General features: G+C 69.4%; 12 protein-coding genes. 8 read left to right on the top strand and 4 right to left on the bottom strand.

Annotated features, from left to right (window positions below):
- Positions 1-97: 97 nt before the first annotated feature.
- A complete protein-coding gene (locus ACFQ2D_RS06440) occupies positions 98-2,956 on the bottom strand; it encodes a TonB-dependent receptor (protein WP_280943016.1) in 2,859 nt (952 codons plus the stop codon).
- Between the two features lie 134 nt (positions 2,957-3,090).
- On the opposite strand from ACFQ2D_RS06440, the gene agaR reads away from it, so the two are divergent.
- Complete coding sequence (agaR, locus tag ACFQ2D_RS06435; protein ID WP_280943015.1) at positions 3,091-3,870, top strand: transcriptional repressor AgaR; 780 nt, start codon at positions 3,091-3,093, stop codon at positions 3,868-3,870.
- A gap of 6 nt (positions 3,871-3,876) precedes the next feature.
- Here agaR and ACFQ2D_RS06430 read toward each other — a convergent pair whose 3' ends face one another.
- Entirely contained in the window at positions 3,877-5,043 is a 1,167-nt protein-coding gene (locus ACFQ2D_RS06430) for an amidohydrolase family protein (protein WP_280943014.1), read from the bottom strand.
- Positions 5,044-5,152: 109 nt separating this feature from the next.
- Here ACFQ2D_RS06430 and ACFQ2D_RS06425 point away from each other — a divergent pair, with 109 nt between their 5' ends.
- From ACFQ2D_RS06425 to ACFQ2D_RS06405, 5 genes are read left to right on the top strand one after another with little or no spacing between them, the layout of a single operon-like run.
- Positions 5,153-7,243, top strand: a complete 2,091-nt coding sequence (locus tag ACFQ2D_RS06425; RefSeq protein WP_280943013.1) for a glycoside hydrolase family 36 protein — start codon at positions 5,153-5,155, stop codon at positions 7,241-7,243.
- The gene (locus tag ACFQ2D_RS06420) at positions 7,240-8,157 is read left to right on the top strand and encodes a DMT family transporter (protein ID WP_280943012.1); all 918 of its coding nucleotides are present in this window, start codon (positions 7,240-7,242) and stop codon (positions 8,155-8,157) included. The genes ACFQ2D_RS06425 and ACFQ2D_RS06420 overlap by 4 nt, the downstream gene beginning before the upstream one ends.
- Positions 8,158-8,169: 12 nt before the next feature.
- Complete coding sequence (locus tag ACFQ2D_RS06415; RefSeq protein ID WP_280943011.1) at positions 8,170-9,450, top strand: D-tagatose-bisphosphate aldolase, class II, non-catalytic subunit; 1,281 nt, start codon at positions 8,170-8,172, stop codon at positions 9,448-9,450.
- Entirely contained in the window at positions 9,447-10,604 is a 1,158-nt protein-coding gene (locus ACFQ2D_RS06410) for an SIS domain-containing protein (protein ID WP_280943010.1), read from the top strand. The genes ACFQ2D_RS06415 and ACFQ2D_RS06410 overlap by 4 nt, the downstream gene beginning before the upstream one ends.
- Positions 10,605-10,609: 5 nt before the next feature.
- A complete protein-coding gene (locus tag ACFQ2D_RS06405; RefSeq protein ID WP_280943009.1) occupies positions 10,610-11,590 on the top strand; it encodes a BadF/BadG/BcrA/BcrD ATPase family protein in 981 nt (326 codons plus the stop codon).
- Between the two features lie 994 nt (positions 11,591-12,584).
- On the opposite strand, the gene ACFQ2D_RS06400 is transcribed toward ACFQ2D_RS06405, so the two are convergent.
- Together ACFQ2D_RS06400 and ACFQ2D_RS06395 are read right to left on the bottom strand one after the other, a co-directional pair.
- Positions 12,585-15,740, bottom strand: a complete 3,156-nt coding sequence (locus ACFQ2D_RS06400; RefSeq protein ID WP_280943008.1) for a multidrug efflux RND transporter permease subunit — start codon at positions 15,738-15,740, stop codon at positions 12,585-12,587.
- A gap of 6 nt (positions 15,741-15,746) precedes the next feature.
- Positions 15,747-17,057 carry an efflux RND transporter periplasmic adaptor subunit gene (locus ACFQ2D_RS06395; protein WP_280943007.1) on the bottom strand — a complete coding sequence of 437 codons (1,311 nt, stop codon included), beginning with the start codon at positions 17,055-17,057 and terminating at the stop codon, positions 15,747-15,749.
- A 234-nt stretch (positions 17,058-17,291) separates the two neighbouring features.
- Here ACFQ2D_RS06395 and ACFQ2D_RS06390 point away from each other — a divergent pair, with 234 nt between their 5' ends.
- Both ACFQ2D_RS06390 and ACFQ2D_RS06385 read left to right on the top strand, forming a co-directional pair.
- Positions 17,292-18,026 carry a TetR/AcrR family transcriptional regulator gene (locus ACFQ2D_RS06390; protein ID WP_280943006.1) on the top strand — a complete coding sequence of 245 codons (735 nt, stop codon included), beginning with the start codon at positions 17,292-17,294 and terminating at the stop codon, positions 18,024-18,026.
- A 40-nt stretch (positions 18,027-18,066) separates the two neighbouring features.
- On the top strand, positions 18,067-19,257 hold the full coding sequence (locus tag ACFQ2D_RS06385) for an efflux RND transporter periplasmic adaptor subunit (RefSeq protein WP_280943005.1): 1,191 nt from the start codon (positions 18,067-18,069) through the stop codon (positions 19,255-19,257).
- Positions 19,258-19,288: the final 31 nt, after the last annotated feature.

The following is a 19,288-nucleotide window of genomic DNA, read 5'->3' as shown; positions in this document are numbered from 1 at the left end:
CGCACGAACATGCGGATCGTGTCGATGGCGCCAACCTCCCTGTGTCGCGTCGGCGGGACCGGCTTCGCCGCCGCCCGGCGGGCGGCGGCGCGATACCTCAGAAGCGGTAGCTCAGGCCCAGCGTAATCGAGCGGCCGTAGCGGTAGTAGCCCTGCGACAGCAGGGGATTGCCGTTGATGCTGTACGTGTTCTCCTCGTCCAGCAGGTTGCTGCCTTCCAGCGAGATCGACAGCGCATCGTTGACGCTGTAGGACGCGTGCGCGGTGAGCCAGGTGATGGGATCTGCCTGCTCGTTGTAGCCGCCGCCCAGCACGTTGATCGCGGTGACGAAGCCGTCGGTGCGGTCGGCGGTGGCACCCAGCGACCACGGCCCCTTCTCGTACATCACGCCCAGCGAGTAGACCGAGGGCGCGATGCCTTCCAGCGGGCGCTCCTCGTCGGCCACCCAGCTGCTGGACCAGTTGCGGGTGTACTGCGCGCGGAAGCCGAAGCCGCTCTCCCAGAAGTGCTGCAGCCCGGCCTCGAAGCCGTACACCTTGGCGTAGTCGCCGTTGATCGGGCGCATCACGTTGAACAGGGTCGGGCCGCTGGTGACCGGATTGCCTTCGGTGTCGACGATCGGTCCCACGCCGATGTCCTGGCCCGGTTCCCAGCTGGTGGTGATCTGGTTCTCGATGCGCTTGTGGAACACCGCCAGGTTGGCGATCGAGTTCTCGGAGAAGTACCACTCCAGCGAGGCGTCCGCCTGCTCGGCGCTGTAGGGCTTGAGCTCGGCGTTGCCGCCGTAGATCTGGGTGAACTCACCCCAGGCCACGCTTTCGGTGGTGTTGGTGGGCGCCAGCTGGCTCACCGCCGGACGCGCCATGGTCTTGGCCGCGCCCAGGCGGAGCTGCAGGTCGTCGGTGAAGCGCCAGGTGAAGTTGGCCGTCGGCAGGGCGTAGGTGTACTCCGACTCCTGGTAGACCGAGCTGGGCTCGTCGTAGACCACGCTGTAGTTGAACGCGCCGAACTCGACGATGTCCAGGATCCGCGCGTCCCAGGCCTGGGCCGTGGTCTGCGTCTTGACCAGGCGCAGGCCGACGTTGGCGTCCCAGCGCTCGCCGGCGAGATCGAGTTCGATGTACGCGGCCGTGGTCTCCTCGCTGACCCGGTAGCTCTCCAGCGGATTCCAGACCGGCGCCGCCGCGGAGTAGTCGTAGGGCGTGCCGTCCGGACGCAGGTTGCCGTCGTAGCCGCGCAGCGCCTCGATGTAGCCGGGTACGTCGAAGGACAGGAACGAGCGCGGGAACACAGACGACACGCCGCTCATGAAGTTGGGCAGGTTGAAGGTGCGCGAGAGCACGTTGCCGCCGAGGTCGCCGACGTTGATCGCGTTGCCGCCCGAGTAGTAGTCCGCGCCGCCGGTGATGGCGTTGTTGACCAGGTCGCGCGCCTTGCGCCGGTCGGTGCGGGTGACGCCGAACTTCAGCCGGTCGATGCCCAGCTCGCCCACGAACAGTTCGCCATCCAGCGAGCCGCCGGTGATGCGATCCTCGATGTTGTCGCCCGCGAGCGAGAAATAGTGGGTATTGAAATCCTCGGCGCCGAACTGGCCGGCGGCCAGCCCACCGGCGAGGTCGCGACCGCCGGAGAAGGTGCCCTCGACGTTGGGCATGCCGCCATCGAGCCAGATGCGCGAAACGTTGGGCTGGTTCATGCGCAGCACGACGTAGGTGTCCAGGCCGCCGGACTGGCGGCTGGAGGTCGAGCGGTAGAAGTCCGCGCTCAGCTTGAAGTCGTCGTTGACCTGCCACTGGCCATTGATGCCGTAGAGATCGGTATCGACCACGCGGTGCTCGGTCTGGTTGAGCAGCTCGGGGTTGAGCCGCATCTCCGGATCCGGGTTGTCCATGGTGAAGTCGGTGACGATGCCGTCGCGGATGGTCATGTCCGACCAGCGGCCCGGCGCGTACAGCGGGTAATACGACTGCTGGAAGCCGACCTGCGGCGAATCCAGGCGCGTCTTCAGCCCGTCGACCGCGATCCGCACGTCATCGCTCGGCCGCCATTCGAACTTGGCCGAGAGCGCGGTACGCTTCTTCTCCTCGAGGATTGAGCCGACGCGGAACTGGCCGGGGCCGATCAGGCCGTACTCCTCGGGATCGAGTACGCCATTGCCGTTGGGGTCGATATGCCCGCCCCAGGTATTGCCCCACAGCCAGCTTTCGTCGGTGGGATCGGCGTTGCGGCTCCAGCCGCCGTCGTTGCCGGCCACGTCGGTGCGGTCCTTGCGCTTGCCGTAGACCACGCCCAGCAGCATGCCGAAGCGGTCGTCGGCGAAGGTGTTGCTGTAGGCCGCCGACAGCTTGCCGCCGTCGAATTCCGACATCAGATTGCGATCGCCCTCCAGGCGCACGATGCCGTGCTGGCCGGTGCGGTCGAAGGGACTGGCCGAGCGCAGGTTGATCAGGCCGCCGATCGCGCCTTCCGACAGCGAGGCCTGCGCGCCCTTGATCACGTCCGCGCCGCTGATCACGTCGGCCGGCAGCACGTCGTAGGCGAAATCGCGGCCGGCGCCGTCGGTGGCGAGGATGCGGCCGTTGAAGGTGGTCAGGGTGTACTCGGGGCCCAGGCCGCGCACGCTGACGCGCTGGCCCTCGCCGCCGGCCGTGCGCGAGATCGACACGCCGGTGATGTGGCTGAGCGAATCGGCGACGTTGTCGTCGGGGAACTTGCCCAGCTCGAGCGCGCTGATCGAGTCCTGCACCGTGGACGAGTCGCGCTTGAGCTCGGTGGCGCGCGCCAGGCTGCCGCGCACGCCGGTCACGACCACCGCGTCGAGGGCCTCGATCTCGCCTTCCGCCTGCTGCGCCGCCGGAGCCGCCTGTTCTGCCTGCTGCGCCAGAAGCACGCTGGGCGCGAGCGCCAGCGCGATACCGCAGAAAAGGGTGTTCCGGTGCAGTCGAGCGGTCTTCACGGCGCGTCTCCTCGTGGTGTAACAGGAATGTTGGCCTAACGAAACGAAACCGAGCCTAGCTTATGTTTCGTTTAGCATCAATAGCGAAATCAAACGAAATGTCCGATACTCGCGAAACGGAAGGAAGGGAGACCATGGCCGCCACCCGGGACACCAGCCAGAGACGGCTGCAGATCAGCGAACTCGTGCGCCAGCACGGCAGCGTGCAGGTGAATGCGCTGGCCACCCGCTTTGGCGTCAGCATGCAGACGGTGCGCAAGGACCTGCGCTACCTGGCCGAGCGCGGGGTGATGGCGCGGGCCTACGGCGGCGCCATCGACAGCAGCCTGGTCGGCAGCGCGACGATGGAACCGCCCTACGAGGTCAAGCGCACCGCGCGCCTGGACGAGAAGCGCCGCGTCGGCCAGCGCGCGGCCACCCTGGTCAAACCAGGCGACACCATCGCCATCGACTCGGGCACCACCGCCATCCAGCTGGCCGAGGCCCTGCCCAACGTCGGCCTGACCGTGGTCACCAACGACTTCGGCGTGCTCAGCGCGCTGGCGCCCAAGGGCAATATCGACATCGTGATGCTGGGCGGCCAGCTCCGCCGCAAGAACATGGCCTTCTATGGCGGCCTGACGGTGGAAGCGATCGACGCCCTGCACGTGGACATGCTGTTCCTGGGCGTGGACGGCTTCGATCTCGAGCGCGGGATCACCACCCATTACGAGCCCGAGGCGATGCTCAACCGCAGGATGGTCGAGGCCGCGCGCACGGTGGTGGCGATCACCGACAGCTCGAAGTTCGGCCGTGTCTGTCTGCACCGGATCATCCCGGTGTCCGAACTCGACGTGCTGGTCACCGACAGCGACGCGCCCGAGAGCATCCGCAGCGCGGCCGAGCAGCACGGCGTGCAGCTGCTGCTGGCCTGAGCGCACTCAGTCGGCGGCCGCGGCCGCCGCGTCGGCCAGGCCGAAGACGCGCGCGGCGTTGTTCCAGTAGATCCGGTCGATCACCTCGCGCGGCAGCGCCAGGCCCGGCACATCGGCGTCGATCGTGTCGATCCGCTGGGTCTGCCCGGTCGCGAGGTAGCGCCAGTCCGAGCGCCACACTTCGGCCGCCTGCGCGCGGAATTCGGCCGGATCCGCGTCCGGCCCCTGGGTCAGGTCGGTGCCGTAGAGCAGCCGGTCCTGGTAGCGGATGAAGAACTCGCGCACGCGCTCGTGGTCGCGCACCGACTGGTGCTGGACCTGCGCCATGCGCGCGGCCAGGTCGACGGTGGCGGTGGGGAAGCGGTCGAGGAAGGCCGCCAGGCGATCGACGTCCCATTCCAGGCTGGCCAGGTGCGCGCCCACCACCGGCAGCTGCGGATGCGCGGCCAGGAAGCGGTCGCGCGCGGCCATCAGCTCCTCGTAGCCGGGCATTTCCGGCTGCAGGTACATGTGGTACTCGGGGTGGTTGGCGAAGTACTGGCGGTCGTTCTCGGTGGTCATGTGCTCCAGCGGCAGCCAGCAGTTGTGCGGCTCGCCCTGGTGCACGATCAGCGGCACGCCCAGCGCCTGCACGTGCTCGGCCAGCGGCGCCAGGCCGGGATCGTCGATGCGCAGCAGGCGGCCGTCGGCGTCGCGCTCGACCATGCCGATGTTCTTCCACACCTTCACCGCCTTCGCGCCCTGCCCGACCGCCTGCGCCAGCTCGCTGCCGATGCGCGCGCTCCATGCCGGCGTGCCGTAGCCCTGCATGGTGAAGGTGGCGGCCCAGTGGAAGCGCGCCGGATCGGCTTCGGCGAGGGTCAGCGCCGCCGCGTGCTGCTCGGCGACCGGCGGGAAGGCCGGGTAGTCGACATTGATCGACAGCACCTCGAAGCCGTCGGCCTCGGCCTGGTCGAGCAGCGCGCGGTCGCTGGAGTTGGCGTGCACGTGCGCATCGAACTTGCGCAGCCGCGTGAAGTCTTCCATTGCATAGGTGGACGCTGCGGCCGGCTTGTCCGCAGCGACCCCGGTATCCGCCGGCACCGGATCGTTCGTGGCGGGGGAACAGGCCGACAGCCAGATCGCCAGCAGCGCCAGCGGCGCGCGGCGCCATGCCTTGGGGAAACGGTTCATCGCCACCTCCGGTACGGAAACGAAACTTTTCTAACACAAATCGAAACAAATGTGTTGCATCATCGAGCGATGCGTGGCCAGAATGGCCCCTCGCAACCGGAGGAAGCCGATGTCATCGATCGACCGTCGCACCGTCCTGAAGCTGGTCACTGGCGGTGCCGCAGCCGCGGCCATGCCGTGGAACGCGGCACGGGCAGGCAGCCGCATCGCCGCGGGCGCCGGCAAGGCCGTCGCCCAGGACGAGGAGCTGGCGATCGTCTTCGACCAGCGCCTGCACACGCGCCTGGCGCGGCGCGGCGAATTCGCCACCGGCTGGCAACCCAGCGAAAGCCTGCTACTGGGCGAGAGCGCGGTCGATGACTTCGCCTTTGCCGGCGCGCGCACGCGCGCCCTGCGCGATCCGCGCCACGGCAAGGGCCAGGCCACGATCGTCAGCGGGCTGGCCGCGAACGGCATCGAAAAGCAGGTCGAGGTGCAGTTCTTCCAGCGCTATCCGGGCCTGGCGGTGCTGAAGACGCGCTACCGCAACACCGGCGATGCGCCGCTGGAGGTCGCCGGCTGGCGCGCCGCCGCGCATGAGCTCGAGCAGCGTCCGGATGGCTTCTGGACCTTCTCCGGCGCCAGCCACACCGACCGCCGCGACTGGGTGCAGCCGCTGGCCGAGGGCTTCGAGCAGCGCAACTACCTGGGCATGGACAGCTCCGACTACGGCGGCGGCACGCCCGTGGCCAATATCTGGCGCCGCGACCTGGGCCTGGCCGTCGGCCACCTGGAAACCGTGCCGAAGATCATGTCGATGCCGGTGCGCCGCACGCCCGGCGGCGCGGCGATCGCGCTGGAGGCCGAGCGGCCGATGACGCTGGCGCCGGGGCAGTCGCTGGAAACCGAGCGCTGCTTCGTTCGCCTGCACAGCGGCGACCATTTCTCCACGCTGCAGGCCTACCGCACCTGGATGGCGGCCGAGGGCCTGGAGGGACCCGAGGTGCCGGATTCGGCGTTCGCGCCGGTGTGGTGCGCCTGGGGCTACGAGCGCGACTACACCGCCGAGCAGGTGCTCGGGACCCTGCCCAAGGTCAAGGAGCTCGGCTTCGAGTGGGTGGTGCTGGACGATGGCTGGCAGACCAACGAGGGCGACTGGGCGATCAACCTCGACAAGTATCCCGGCGGCGAGGACGACATGCGCGCCTTCACCGCCGAGATCCGCCGCCAGGGCCTGCGCCCGCGCCTGTGGATCGCGCCGCTGGCGGCCGACCCGGGCAGCGAGATCCTGTTCAAGCGCCCGGACATGCTGCTGCTCGACCAGGACGGCGGCTTTCAGAAGGTCACTTGGTGGAACTCGCTGACCCAGTGCCCGGCCTACCAGCCGGTGGTCGACTACTACGTCGCGCTGGTGAAGAAGATCATCGGCGACTGGGGTTTCGAGGGCCTGAAGATCGACGGCCACCACCTCAACGCGGTGGCGCCCTGCCACAACCCGGCGCACAACCATGCGTATCCGGAAGAGTCCTGCGAGCAGATGGGCGCGTTCTGGAGCGCGATCCATCGCGCCGCGCGCGAGGCCAATCCCGAGGCCGTGGTGGAACTCTGCCCCTGCGGCACCGCCTTCGCCTTCCACAGCCTGCCGGGCACCGACCAGTTCCCGTCGTCCGATCCGCTGTCGTCCTGGCAGATCCGCCACAAGGGCAAGACCTTCAAGGCCTTGGCCGGCGACCGCAGCAGCTACGCCGGCGACCACGTCGAGCTGAGCGACAACGGCGACGACTGGGCCACCACCGTCGGCATCGGCGCGGTGGTCTCGACCAAGTTCACCTGGCCGCGCGACATCGAGAACCCGAAGCTGACGCCGCCGCCCGGCGGACTGCTGCTGCAAGGCGCGCGCGAGACCGAGTGGCGCAAGTGGGTCGACCTCTACCGCGAGCACATGCTGCCGAAGGGCGAGTACCTGGGCGACCTGTACGACATCGGCTTCGACCGCCCCGAGGCGCACGCGATCCGCAAGGACGGCGCGCTCTACTACACGTTCTATGCCGACGAGTGGTCCGGCCCGGTGGAGCTGCGCGGCCTGCCCCGCGGCCGCCATCGCGTGCGCGATCTCTACAACGGCACCGAGCTTGGGGTGGTGGACGGCAGCGCCGCGCGCATCGATGTCGCGTTCAAGCGCTTCGTCTTCCTGCAGGTGACGCCGGAGGCGCGCGCATGAGCGCGGCGACAATGGCCGCCCCGCGCAGGGGCCGCGCCTGGCTCGCCTATGCCCTGGTGACTGTCACGCTGTGGGGCGCCTGGGGCGCACTGTCGCCGATCTCGGCGCAGCGCGGCTTCCCCGACACGCTCGTCTACTGCGTGTGGGCGCTGACCATGATCCCGCCGGCGCTGTTCGTGCTCTGGCGCAACGGCTGGCGGCTCGACCGCACGCCGCGCGCGGTGCTCTACGGCATGCTGATCGGCCTGCTCGGGGCCGGCGGGCAGATGGTGCTGTTCCATGCGCTGACGGTGGGACCGGCCTATTTCATCTTCCCGATCATCTCGCTGTCGCCGGTGGTCACCATCGCGCTGTCGTTCCTGCTGCTGCGCGAACGCACCGGCAAGGTCGGCACGCTCGGCATCGTGCTGGCGCTGGTCGCCCTGCCGATGCTCGATCTCTCCTTCGGCGGCGGCGCCGACGGGCTGGGCTGGTTCGCCTACGCGCTGCTGATCATGGCCGCCTGGGGCGTGCAGGCCTACTTCATGAAGCTGGCCAACCACACCGTCAGCGCCGAGAGCATCTTCTTCTACATGATGGTCGGGGCGCTGGTGCTGATGCCGGTGGCCTGGTCGATGACCGACTTCGACGCGCCGATCAACACCGGCTGGGACGGCCCCTGGCTGGCCGCCGCAATCCAGATGCTCAACGCCATCGGCGCGCTGTGCCTGGTGTTCGCCTTCCGCTACGGCAAGGCGATCGTGGTGGCGCCGATGACCAACGCCGGCGCGCCGCTGGTCACCGCGGTGCTGTCGCTGATTTTCGCCGGCGTCGTGCCTGGCCCGCTGAAGCTGGTCGGACTGTCGCTGGCCCTGGTGGCGTCGCTGCTGCTGGCCCTGGCGCCGGAGCAGGACGCACCGCCCACCTCCCCCTGACGGAAGAATTCCATGCACGTTCTGCAAGACCTGATCGCGCGCCACAAGCAGGGCACAGCCTGCGGCGTGACCTCGATCTGTTCGGCCCATCCCATCGTGATCGAGGCAGCACTGCGCCACGCGCAGCGGCGCGATCTGCCCTTCGTGCTGTTCGAGGCGACCTGCAACCAGGTCAACCAGGACGGCGGCTATACCGGGATGACGCCGGCGGATTTCGTGGAGTTCGTCCACGGCATCGCCGCGAAGATCGGCTTCGACCCGGCGCGCATCGTGCTTGGCGGCGACCACCTCGGGCCCAACCCATGGACGTCGCTGGCGCCGGAGGAGGCGATGGCCAAGGCCGAGGTGATGGTGGCCGCCTACGTGGCCGCGGGCTTCCGCAAGATCCACCTGGACTGCTCGATGGCCTGCGCCGGCGATCCGGAACCCTTGCCGGAGGCGGAGATCGTGCGCCGCGCGGTGCGCCTGTGCCGGGCTTCCGAAGGCGCCTGGCGTGAGGCCGGCGGCGAGGCGCCGGTGTATGTGATCGGCACCGAGGTGCCGGTGCCCGGCGGCGCGACCGAATCGATCGATGGCCTGGCGGTGACCACGCCGGACGCGGCGCTGGCGACGATCGAGGCGCATCGCCTGGCTTTCGCCGACGCGGGCCTGGACGAGGCCTGGCAGCGGGTGATCGCCTCGGTGGTGCAGCCGGGCGTAGAGTTCGACCATCACCAGGTGGTGGACTACGTGCCGGAAAAGGCGGGAGCGCTGAGCGAGGCGATCGCCGACGTGCCGGGCATGGTGTTCGAGGCGCATTCCACCGACTACCAGCGGCGCGAGGCGCTGGCGGCGCTGGTGCGCGACCACTTCGCCATCCTCAAGGTCGGCCCCGGCCTCACCTTCGCCCTGCGCGAGGCGCTCTGGGCGCTGGACGCGATCGAGCGCGAGTGGGTGGCGCCGGAGTCGCGTGCCGGCCTGCGTGCGACCGCGATCCGGCGCATGCGCGAGCAGCCGAAGTACTGGCAGCGCTACTACCACTCCGACGGACGCCAGCTCGGGATCGACCTGGACTTCAGCCTCAGCGACCGCATCCGCTACTACTGGCCCGATCCGCAGATCGAGGCCGCCTGCGCCAAGCTCTTCGCCAACCTGCGCGCCGACCCGCCGCCGATCTCGCTGATCAGCCAGTACCTGCCGCACGCGCTCAAGGCGCTGCGCGACGGCGTTGCCGACCACGATCCGCATTCCCTGGCCGCCGCGCACGTGGCCGCCGTCCTCGACGACTACCACTTCGCCTGCATCCCATCATGAGCATCGAGTTGCTCGGCATTGCCGAGTCCGAACTGGCCGCCTCCGGCGCCATCGCCACCGCGCGCGAGATCACCCAGCAGCCGCGCATGCTGGCCCAGACCCATGCGCTGGTGGCGCAGCTGCAGACAAGGCTGGATGGGTTCGCCGGCCATATCACCGGCAATGCCGCCGCCCGCGTGATCCTCACCGGCGCGGGCACCTCCGCCTACATCGGCGAATGCCTGGCGCCGCTGCTCGACCGCCGCCTGTCCGCGCGCGTGGACGCGGTGCCCACCACCGACCTTGTGAGCTCGCCGCTGCTCCATCTCGATCCGGGGCAGCCGCTGCTGCTGGTCTCGTTCGGCCGCTCGGGCAACAGCCCCGAAAGCCTTGCGGCCGTGGAACTTGCCGAGTCGCTGGTGCGCGAGGTGCGCCACCTGGTAGTGACCTGCAATCCGCAGGGCGGGCTGGCGAGGATCGCGGTGCGCGAGGCCATGGTGCTGCAGCTGCCGGAAGAGACGCACGACGCCAGCTTCGCCATGACCTCCAGCTTCACCTGCATGATGTACGCCACGCTCGCGGCGCTGGCGGGCAGCGGTTCCCTGGGCCCGCGCATCGCGGCGATCGCAGCGGCGATGGCGCAGGTGATCGATGCGGCACCGTCGCAGGTGTCCGCGCTTGTGAGCGGCGGGTTCACGCGCGTGGTCTACCTCGGCGCCGGCCCGTTCAAGGGCCTCGCCCGCGAAGCCTGCCTCAAGCTCGGCGAGCTGACAAATGGCGCGGTGGCCACCTGCTTCGACTCGCCGCTGGGCTTCCGCCACGGGCCCAAGACCTTCATCGACGCCGGCACGCTGGTGCTGGTGTTCGTCTCCAATGACCCGCATGCGCGCCGCTACGACCACGACCTGATCGATGAGCTGCGCCAGGATGCCTGCGCAGCGCGGGTGATCGAGATCGCGTCCCAACCGCGCGAAGCCGCGCTCCAGGACACGCTGGTCGTGCCGGGCGTGGCCGACGCGGCGGATGTCGAGTTGCTCTGGCCCTATGCCGCGATCGCCCAGGCCTACGCCTTCTACGCGTCGCGCGCGCTGGGGCTGACGCCGGACAACCCGAACGCCCAAGGCACCGTGAACCGCGTGGTGCAGGGCGTGCGCATCCATCCGTTCCCGGGCTGATGGCCATGGACTGTTACCTCGGCGTCGACGGCGGCGGGACCAAGACCCGCTTCGCCCTGGTCGACGGCGAGGCGCGGCTGCTGGCCGAAGCGCAGTGCGCGACCACCTACCATCCGCAGGTGGGACTGGACGGCGTGCGCGCGACCTTGCGCGAAGGCATCGATGCGGTCCTCGCCGGTGCCGGCGTCGATGCCGCGGATCTGCGCCATGCGTTCTTCGGCCTGCCGGCATTCGGCGAGGACAGCCGCATCGATCCGCTGCTCGATGCGATCCCGCGCGAGCTGCTGGGCCACGGGCGCTATGCCTGCGGCAACGACATGGTCTGCGGCTGGGCAGGATCGTTCGCCTGCGGCGACGGCATCAACATCGTCGCCGGCACCGGCTCGATCGGCTACGGCCAGCGCCGCGGCCATGCGGCGCGCGCGGGCGGCTGGGGCGAGGTGTTCTCGGACGAGGGCTCGGCGTACTGGATCGCGGTGCAAGGGCTCAACGCGTTCTCGCGCATGGCCGATGGCCGCCTGCCCAGGGGTCCACTGCACGCAATGCTGCGCGAGCACCTCGGCATCGGGCCGGACCTAGACCTGTGCGCGCACGTCTATGGCGAACGTGCGATGTCGCGTGGCGAGATCGCGCAGCTCTCGCGAGTGGTTGCGACGGCGGCGGAGCAGAACGACGCCGCTGCATGCGCGATCTTCCGGCAGGCTGGCCAGGAGCTGGCGACGATCGCCGACGCCCTGCGCGGCAGCCTTGGCTTCGAGGAAGGCGAACCGGTGCGCGTGTCCTGGTCCGGCGGCGCCTTCAGCGCAGGCGAACTGCTGCGCGCACCCTTCATTTCCGCGCTGCAGACGCGCAGCCCGGTCTTCGAGCCGCACACGCCGCTGCACCCGCCGCATCTGGGCGCGGCGCTCTACGCATTGGCGCTCGCGCAGACGGAAACTCCCCATACCCCGGCCTCGCCGCAAGCGCGAGCGACACCGGGTTGCTAACCACACCCCCCCCGGCGGCGCGATCCCTCAGCCGCGCCGACTGCCCCGGCAGTTCCCCGCCGGGTCTTTTTTTGTTTGCCGCGCACGTTTCAGCGCGTCTGCTGTGGCCTTGTCCGGCTTCGAATGGACGCCACGCCCTGTCGACCGGGAATCGCTTTTCGCTCGGTCGGGGCATCCTGCCCCGACTCGCGCGCAAAACATCCATGTTTTGCTTGTCGCGATCCCCGGTCGCCAGTGCGCGGCTCGCCGCGCCTGTTGTGCCGATGCTTCGTACAGCGCTCTTGAAGCGGGCATGGGTCGAACGTTCAGCCGTAGATCCAATGGCGCCGATTGCCGTCCGCAGCGCCTCGACTTGCCCCTGTTGTGCGCTTACTCGCGAGGGCAGCATCGAATCGCGAGCGGCCAGAACGGACCTTCGGCACGCGGTTCAACCCTGGGCCATTTCCCGCCGGTGGGCGGGTGTGATCCGCCGTCTACTCGCGCGACCGTGCGCTGGCGTCGGCAGCTGGTGCCCGTTCGCTGACGTTCGACTCGCCGCGCCTACGCATTCATACGCCCCCGCAACTTGAGGCCGGGGTGGTGATCGGCCGCCGACTGCGTGGGCAACGGGTAGCCAGCCAGTAGCCAGTAGCCGGAGCATCGCAGGACCAGCCGCAGCGAGCCGCGCACTGGCGACTGGGGACCGCGGAAAGCAAAACATGGATGTTTTGCGCGCGAGTCAAGGCAGGATGCCTTGACCGAGCGAAAAGCGGTTCCCAGTCGACAGGGCGCGGCGTCTACCCGGAGACCAGGACATCGTCAAAGCACGCCAAACACCCGCAGAAAGTTGCCTTGGATCCTCTCGCCTGCGGGGGCGTCACTACAATCCAGGGTGCGCTCGCTCGCGAAGACATTCGCGACCAAGGTCGCTCCCACAGGCAGGTCGCCGCGGTCTGCGGAGACAAAAAGCCCGCCCCTGTCGCCAGGGGCGGGTCTGTATCACAAGCCGGAACCATCAGCCGTGGGTTGGCGGCAGCTGCTTTCCGGGCAGCGGCTCGTCCATCCTGTCGCCCAGCATGCGCCGCACGGCGACGAAGAACACCGGGATCAGCAGCAGGCCCAGGAAAGTGGCGAACAGCATGCCGCCGATCACGCCGGTGCCGATCGCATGGCGCGCGTTGGCGCCGGCGCCGGTGGAGATCGCCATCGGCACCACGCCCATGATGAAGGCCAGCGAGGTCATCAGGATCGGGCGGAAGCGCAGGCGCGCGGCCTCGATGGTCGCCTCGCGCAGGGTCTTGCCGGCGGCGCGCTCGAGCACCGCGAACTCCACGATCAGGATCGCGTTCTTCGCCGCCAGGCCGATCACCGTCACCAGGCCGATCTTGAAGAAGATGTCGTTCGACAGCCCGCGCATCATCGTGAACACCACCGCGCCGAGGATGCCCAGCGGCACCACCAGCAAAACCGAGACCGGGATCGACCAGCTCTCGTAGAGCGCCGCCAGGCACAGGAACACCACCAGCACCGACAGCACCAGCAGCAGCGTGGCGGTATTGCCGGCGATGATTTCCTGGTAGGACATGCCGGTCCAGTCGAAGCCGATGCCGGCGGGCAGCTGCTCGGCCACGATCTCCTCCATCGCCCGCATCGCCTCGCCCGAACTGCGGCCCGGCGCCGGTGAACCGTTGATGTTCACCGCCGAGTAGCCGTTGTAGCGCGTGAGCGAGGGCGTGTTCATCGCCCACTCCGAGCGCACCACGTTGCTCAGCGGGATCATCGCCGGCGTGCCATCGGCCATCACCTCGCTGGACGGAGTGAAGAAGCGCGAGAACGCATCCGGCCCGGTGCGGTAGGGCGCGTCGGCGCGCATGATCACGCGCTTGATGCGGCCGTTGGAGAAGTAGTCGTTGACGTACACCGGCGCCAGCATCAGCTGGATCGCGTTGTACACATCGCCGGTCGACAGCCCCATGGCCTCGGCCTGCGCGCGATCCACCTCAAGCTGCAGCTGCGGTGCGTCGGCCAGGGTGTTGGGACGCACCGCGGCCAGCACGTCGGGCCGCTGCGCGGCCGCGCCCAGCAGGGTGCCCTGGGCCTGGGCGAGCGCCTGCCGGCCCAGTCCCGCGCGGTCCTGCAGGTACATGTCGAAGCCGCCGAACTGGCCCAGGCCCTGGATCGTGGGCAGGTTGACCACGAAGATCGAGGCGTCGCGGATGCCGTACAGCGCGCCATTGGCCTGCTGGATGAACTCGGGCACCGTGATGTCGCGCTCGTCCCAGTCCTTGAGCTTGATGAAGGCCATGCCGACGTTCTCGCCCTGGCCCACGAAGCTGAAGCCGGCGATCTGCATCATGCTCTCGTAGCCGTCCAGGCCTTCGAGCGTGCCACGGACCTGTTCGAACACCTTCTGCGTGCGCTGCAGCGTCGCCCCGGCGGGCAGCTGCACGATGGCCATGGCGTAGCCCTGGTCTTCCTCGGGCACGAAGCTGCCCGGCAGGCGCGTGAGCAGCACGCCGCAGGCCACCGCCAGCACCACGAACACCACCATCCAGCGCGGCGTGTGGCGCACGGCGCTGCCGATGTGGCCCACGTAGGTGTGGCTCACCCGGTCGTAGAGCCGGTTGAAGCCGCGCACGAAGCGGTTTTCCTTCTTCTCGCCCGGCGCCGCGTGCTGCTTGAGGAAGGTCGCGCACAGCGCCGGGGTGAAGCCCAGCGCGAGGAACGCGGAAAAGCCCATCGCGACGGCAATCGTGATCGCGAACTGTTTGTAGATCTCGCCCGAGGCGCCGCCCTGCAGCGCGCTGGGGATGAACACCGCCGCGAGCACCACGGTGATCGCCACCACCGCGCCGGTGATCTGGTCCATCGCCTTCTCGGTGGCCTCCACCGGCGGCAGATGTTCTTCGGCCATGATGCGTTCGACGTTCTCGATCACCACGATCGCGTCGTCGACCACGATGCCGATCGCCAGCACCATCGCGAACATGGTGAGCTGGTTGACGGTGAAGCCGATCAGGTTGAGCGCCAGGAAGGTGCCCAGCAGCGCCACCGGAATCACCAGGGTGGGGATGATCGTGGCGCGGATGTTCTGCAGGAACAGCAGCATCACCAGGAACACCAGGATCATGGCTTCGATCAGGGTCTTCACCACCTCGTTGATCGACAGGCGCACGAAGGTCGTGCTGTCGAACGGCGAGAACCATTCCACGCCCGGCGGGAACGAGGCCTGCAGCTCGTCCATGCGCGCGGTGACCGCCTCGGCCACGCCCAGCGCATTGGCGCCGGGCTGCAGCATGATCGCGACCGCGCCGGTCGGCTGGCCGTCGAACTGCGCATCGAAGCCGTAGCCCTGCGCACCCACCTCGACCCGTGCCACGTCGCGCAGGCGCACGATCGCGCCGTCCGCGTCCGAGCGCAGGATGATGTCGCGGAACTCTTCAGGCGAACTGAAGCGCCCTTCGGCGGCGACCGTGGCGGTGAAACCCTGGCCCTGCGGCGCGGGGTCGGAGCCGATCGAACCGGCGGCGAACTGCGCGTTCTGCGCGCGCACCGCCGCCAGTACCTGGCTGGCCGACATGCCGTAGCCCTGCAGCTTGCCCGGGTCGAGCCAGATGTTCATGGCGTACTCGGAGCCGAAGTGCTGGGTGTTGCCCACGCCGGGCACGCGCGCCAGCGGCTCGAGGATGCGCGAGGCGATCAGGTCGTTGAGCGCGTTGCGGTCCATGTCCGGATCGCTGGAGCGCAGGCCCACCACCATGAGGAAGCCGCTGTTGGCCTTGGCCACCACGACGCCCTGCTGCGTCACCTCGGTGGGCAGGCGCGGCGTGGCCAGCGAGACCTTGTTCTGCACCTGCACCTGGGCGATGTCCGGGTCGGTGCCGGTCTCGAAGGTCAGGGTGATCGACACGCGGCCGGAGGAGCTCGAGGTCGAGCTGAAGTAGAGCAGGTTGTCGATGCCGGTGAGCTGCTGCTCGATGACCTGGGTGACCGCCTGCTCCGCGGTCTGCGCATCGGCGCCGGGATAGGTGGCGCCCACGGTCACCTGCGGCGGGGCGACGTTGGGGTACGACTCCACGCCCATGTTGAGCACGGCGATCACGCCCGAAAGCGAGATCAGGATCGCGATGACCCAGGCGAAGACCGGGTGGTGGATGAAGAAACGTGACATGGAGGATCAGCCTTCGGAGTCGGTCGCGGCAGGCTCTGGCGCCGCATCGGGCTGCGGCTGCTGTTGCGGCGCCTCGCCGGCGGGCTGGGCCTGCTGGCCTTCGCCGCCCGGCTGGGCCTGCGGCGCCTGCTGACCCTCGCCTCCGGGCTGCGCGGCCGGCGCCTGCTGGCCGGCGGCGGCATTGCCGCCCGCGCCCGCCGGAGCGGCCGGCGACCACGGCACGGCCTTGGCCGGCGCGCCTTCCTGGACCTTCTGCAGGCCCGAGACGATCACCTGCTCGCCATCCTGCAGGCCGGCGCTGACGATCCAGTTGCCGGCTTCGGCACGCTCCAGGCTGACATCGCGGCGCATCACGCTGCCGTCGCCGCCCACCACCATCACGTAGGCGCTCTTGGCGTCGCGCTGCACTGCCGCCTGCGGAATGGCGAACACGCCCTGCAGCTGGCCCAGGCGCGCGCGCAGGGTCACGTAGGTGCCCGGCAGCAGGCGGCCGTCGGGGTTGGGAATCAGCGCACGCATGGAGATCGCGCCGGTGGCCGGATCGACGATGTCGCCGGAGAAGTCCAGGGTGCCGGCATGCTCGTACACGCTGCCGTCGGCCAGGACGACCTCGACCGTCGCCTCCTGCCCCTGCGCGGCGGCGCGGGCGCGGCGGATCTGCTCCAGCTCGCCCACCCCGATCGAGAAGTTCGCATACAGCGGATCGACCTGGTCGACCGTGGTCAACAGCGTGGCGGTGCCCTGCCCGACCAGCGCGCCCTCGGTGACCTGCTGCTTGCCGGCGCGGCCGCTGATGGGCGCGCGCACGGTGGCGTAGCCGAGGTTGATGCGCGCGCTCTCGACCGCGGCCTTTCCCGCCTGCACCGCGGCGGCGGCGCTGCGCTCGGCGGCCAGCGCGTTGTCCAGGTCGGCGCGGGAGATGAAGTCGGTCGGCGCCAGCTGGCGGGCGCGATCGGCATTGGCCTTGGCATTGGCGTAGTTGGCCTGGGCCTGCGCCAGCGATGCCTGGGCGGTGCCCAGCGCAGCCTGCAGCGGCGCCGGGTCGATCAGGAACAGCACGTCGCCTTCGCGCACGTCGCTGCCTTCCTCGTACACGCGCTTCTGCAACACGCCGGGCACGCGCGCGCGCACGTCGGCGCTGCGGAAGCCGGCCAGGCGGCCACCGATCTCGCGGGTCAGCGGCAGGTCGGCGGCGCGCGCCTGGACCACGCCCACCTCGGGCGGCGGCGGCTGGGCGGGGGCCTCTTCCCCGCCGCAGGCGGCGAGCAGGCACAGGGAAAGAACGAGCGGGAGGGCAGCTGCGGAACGGAAGCGCATCGGGAGGGACCTGGCTGGCCTGCGCGGAGCAGGAGGGGGCGACGTAATTTCTGAACTCGACAGTATACGAGAGCGCAGGATGAACGGAACCCTGCCATAGGTCAGGTTTGCGGACGGTGACACCGGCGCGGGATCCGGCGCTGCCCATGGCTCCATGGAGGACACTCCGGGAAGACTGGATCACGGAATGAATCCGGTTCACAATGCGTCTTCACGCAGCCTCCACGCCCCCGCATGGCCACCACCGACCGCCGCCAGCGCGAGTTCGCGCAGCGCGAGGCGCTGTTCCTGGACACCGCGCAGGCGCTGATCCAGCGCGACGGGCTGCTCAACCTGCAGATGTCGCGGATCGCGGAGGAATGCGAGTACGCGATCGGGACGCTGTACCGGCACTTCTCGAGCAAGGAAGACCTGCTCGTCGCGCTGGCCACGCGCAACTGCCTCGACCGGGTAGAACTGTTCGAACGCGCCGCGCGCTGGGCCGGCCCCACCCGCGACCGCATCGTCGCCCTGGCCCTGGCCGACCTGATCGTGCTGCGCGAGCAGCCTGAGCATTTCCGTCTGGCCCAGTTCGTCTGGACCGACGTGGTCTGGGGCGCGGCCTCCGAGCCGGTCCGCAGCCGCGCACTGCAGGCCTGCGAGCCCCTGGCCGCGCTGATCGAGGGGATCGCCGCCGAAGCGCGCGGCGTCGGCGACCTCCCGGCGCAGCTGTCCGTGACCGACGAGGGGCTGACCATCGGCCCATGGATCCTGTGCCTGGGCATGCATACTCTGGCCCAGCAGCAGGGCCTGCTGGATCCCGCCCTCGGCGATCCCTACCGACTGCTGTTCAGGCACCTGCACTACCTGCTCAACGGCTACGGCTGGCAACCCCTGTTCGACCCGGGCGACGACGACGCACTGGACCGGTCGATCGAGCGCCTGTGCCGAGACGTATTCGACGTGCCCTGCCCCTGGCCGCCGCGCTAGCCGTTTCCCCGTTCCCATGTTCTCCACGGAAAACTCCACCATGTCCACCGCCCCCAAGAAGCGCAAGCCGCGGTTCGCGCTGCGCCTGATCCTGATGCTGCTCGGCACCGCGCTGGTGTTCGGCGGCGTGTTCGCCATCAAGGCTGTGATCGGTGCGCAGACCAACAAGTTCTTCGACAACATGCCGCAGCCGGCCTCGGCGGTGAGCGCGGTCGAGGCCCGGACCGAACGCTGGAGCGACGACGGCGAGGCGGTCGGCACCTTCGTCGCGGTCAACGGCACCGACGTCACCACCGAGGCGGGCGGCGTGGTGCGCGCGATCGAGTTCGAACCGGGCCAGCCGGTGCAGGCAGGCGCGGTGCTGGTGCGCCTGAACACCGACAACGAACTGGCCACGCTCAAGGCGCTGGAAACCTCGGCGCGCCTGGCCGACGTGCAGGCCGACCGCTGGCAGCAGCTGGGCAAGGACCGCCTGGTCTCGCTGGACGAGGTGCAGCAGCGCGTGGCCGCGGCGGCGAGTTCGCGCGCCCAGGTCGAGGCGCAGCGCGCGCTGATCGCGCAGAAGACCATCCGCGCGCCCTTCAGCGGCGAACTGGGCATTCGCCGGGTCAACCTCGGCCAGTTCGTCTCGCCCGGCGATCCGATCGTGACCCTGCAGCAGCTCGACCCGATCCACCTGGACTTCAGCCTGCCCGAGCAGCGCATGGACATGCTCAAGCCGGGCACGCCGATCCGCGCCACCGTCGACGCGCTTCCGGGCAAGGCGTTCGAGGGCGAGGTCACCGCGGTGGAGCCGCGCATCGATCCGGCCACGCGCAACTTCACCGCCCAGGCCACCCTGTCCAACCCCGATGGCGCGCTGCGCCCGGGCGCCTTCGCCAGGGTGTCGTTCTCGCTCGGCGGCGAGCGCGAGGTGGTGGTGATCCCGCAGACCGCGGTCACCTTCAACCCCTACGGCAACGCGGTGTTCGTGATCAGCGAGGTGCCGCGCAAGGAAGGCGAGACCGACATGCAGGGCAACGCGCTCACCGGCAACAAGTTGGTCGTCACCCAGCGCTTCATCCGCACCGGCGCCACCCGCGGCGACCTGATCGCGGTGAACGACGGGCTCAAGCCCGGCGAGCGGGTCGCCACCAGCGGCCTGCTCAAGCTGCGCAACGAGGCCGAGGTGACGATCAACAACAACATCCAGCCGACCGCCGAAGCCGCGCCGCAGGCGCAGAACCGATAACGGCGGCAGCCCCGCGCCCCCACCCCGGCCC

The sequence above is a fragment of the Luteimonas composti genome, assembly GCF_042678665.1.
Taxonomy (GTDB): Bacteria; Pseudomonadota; Gammaproteobacteria; order Xanthomonadales; family Xanthomonadaceae; genus Luteimonas; species Luteimonas composti.
The sequence above is the reverse complement of the archived record's forward strand: the minus strand, read 5'-3'. Positions and strand labels throughout refer to the sequence as shown.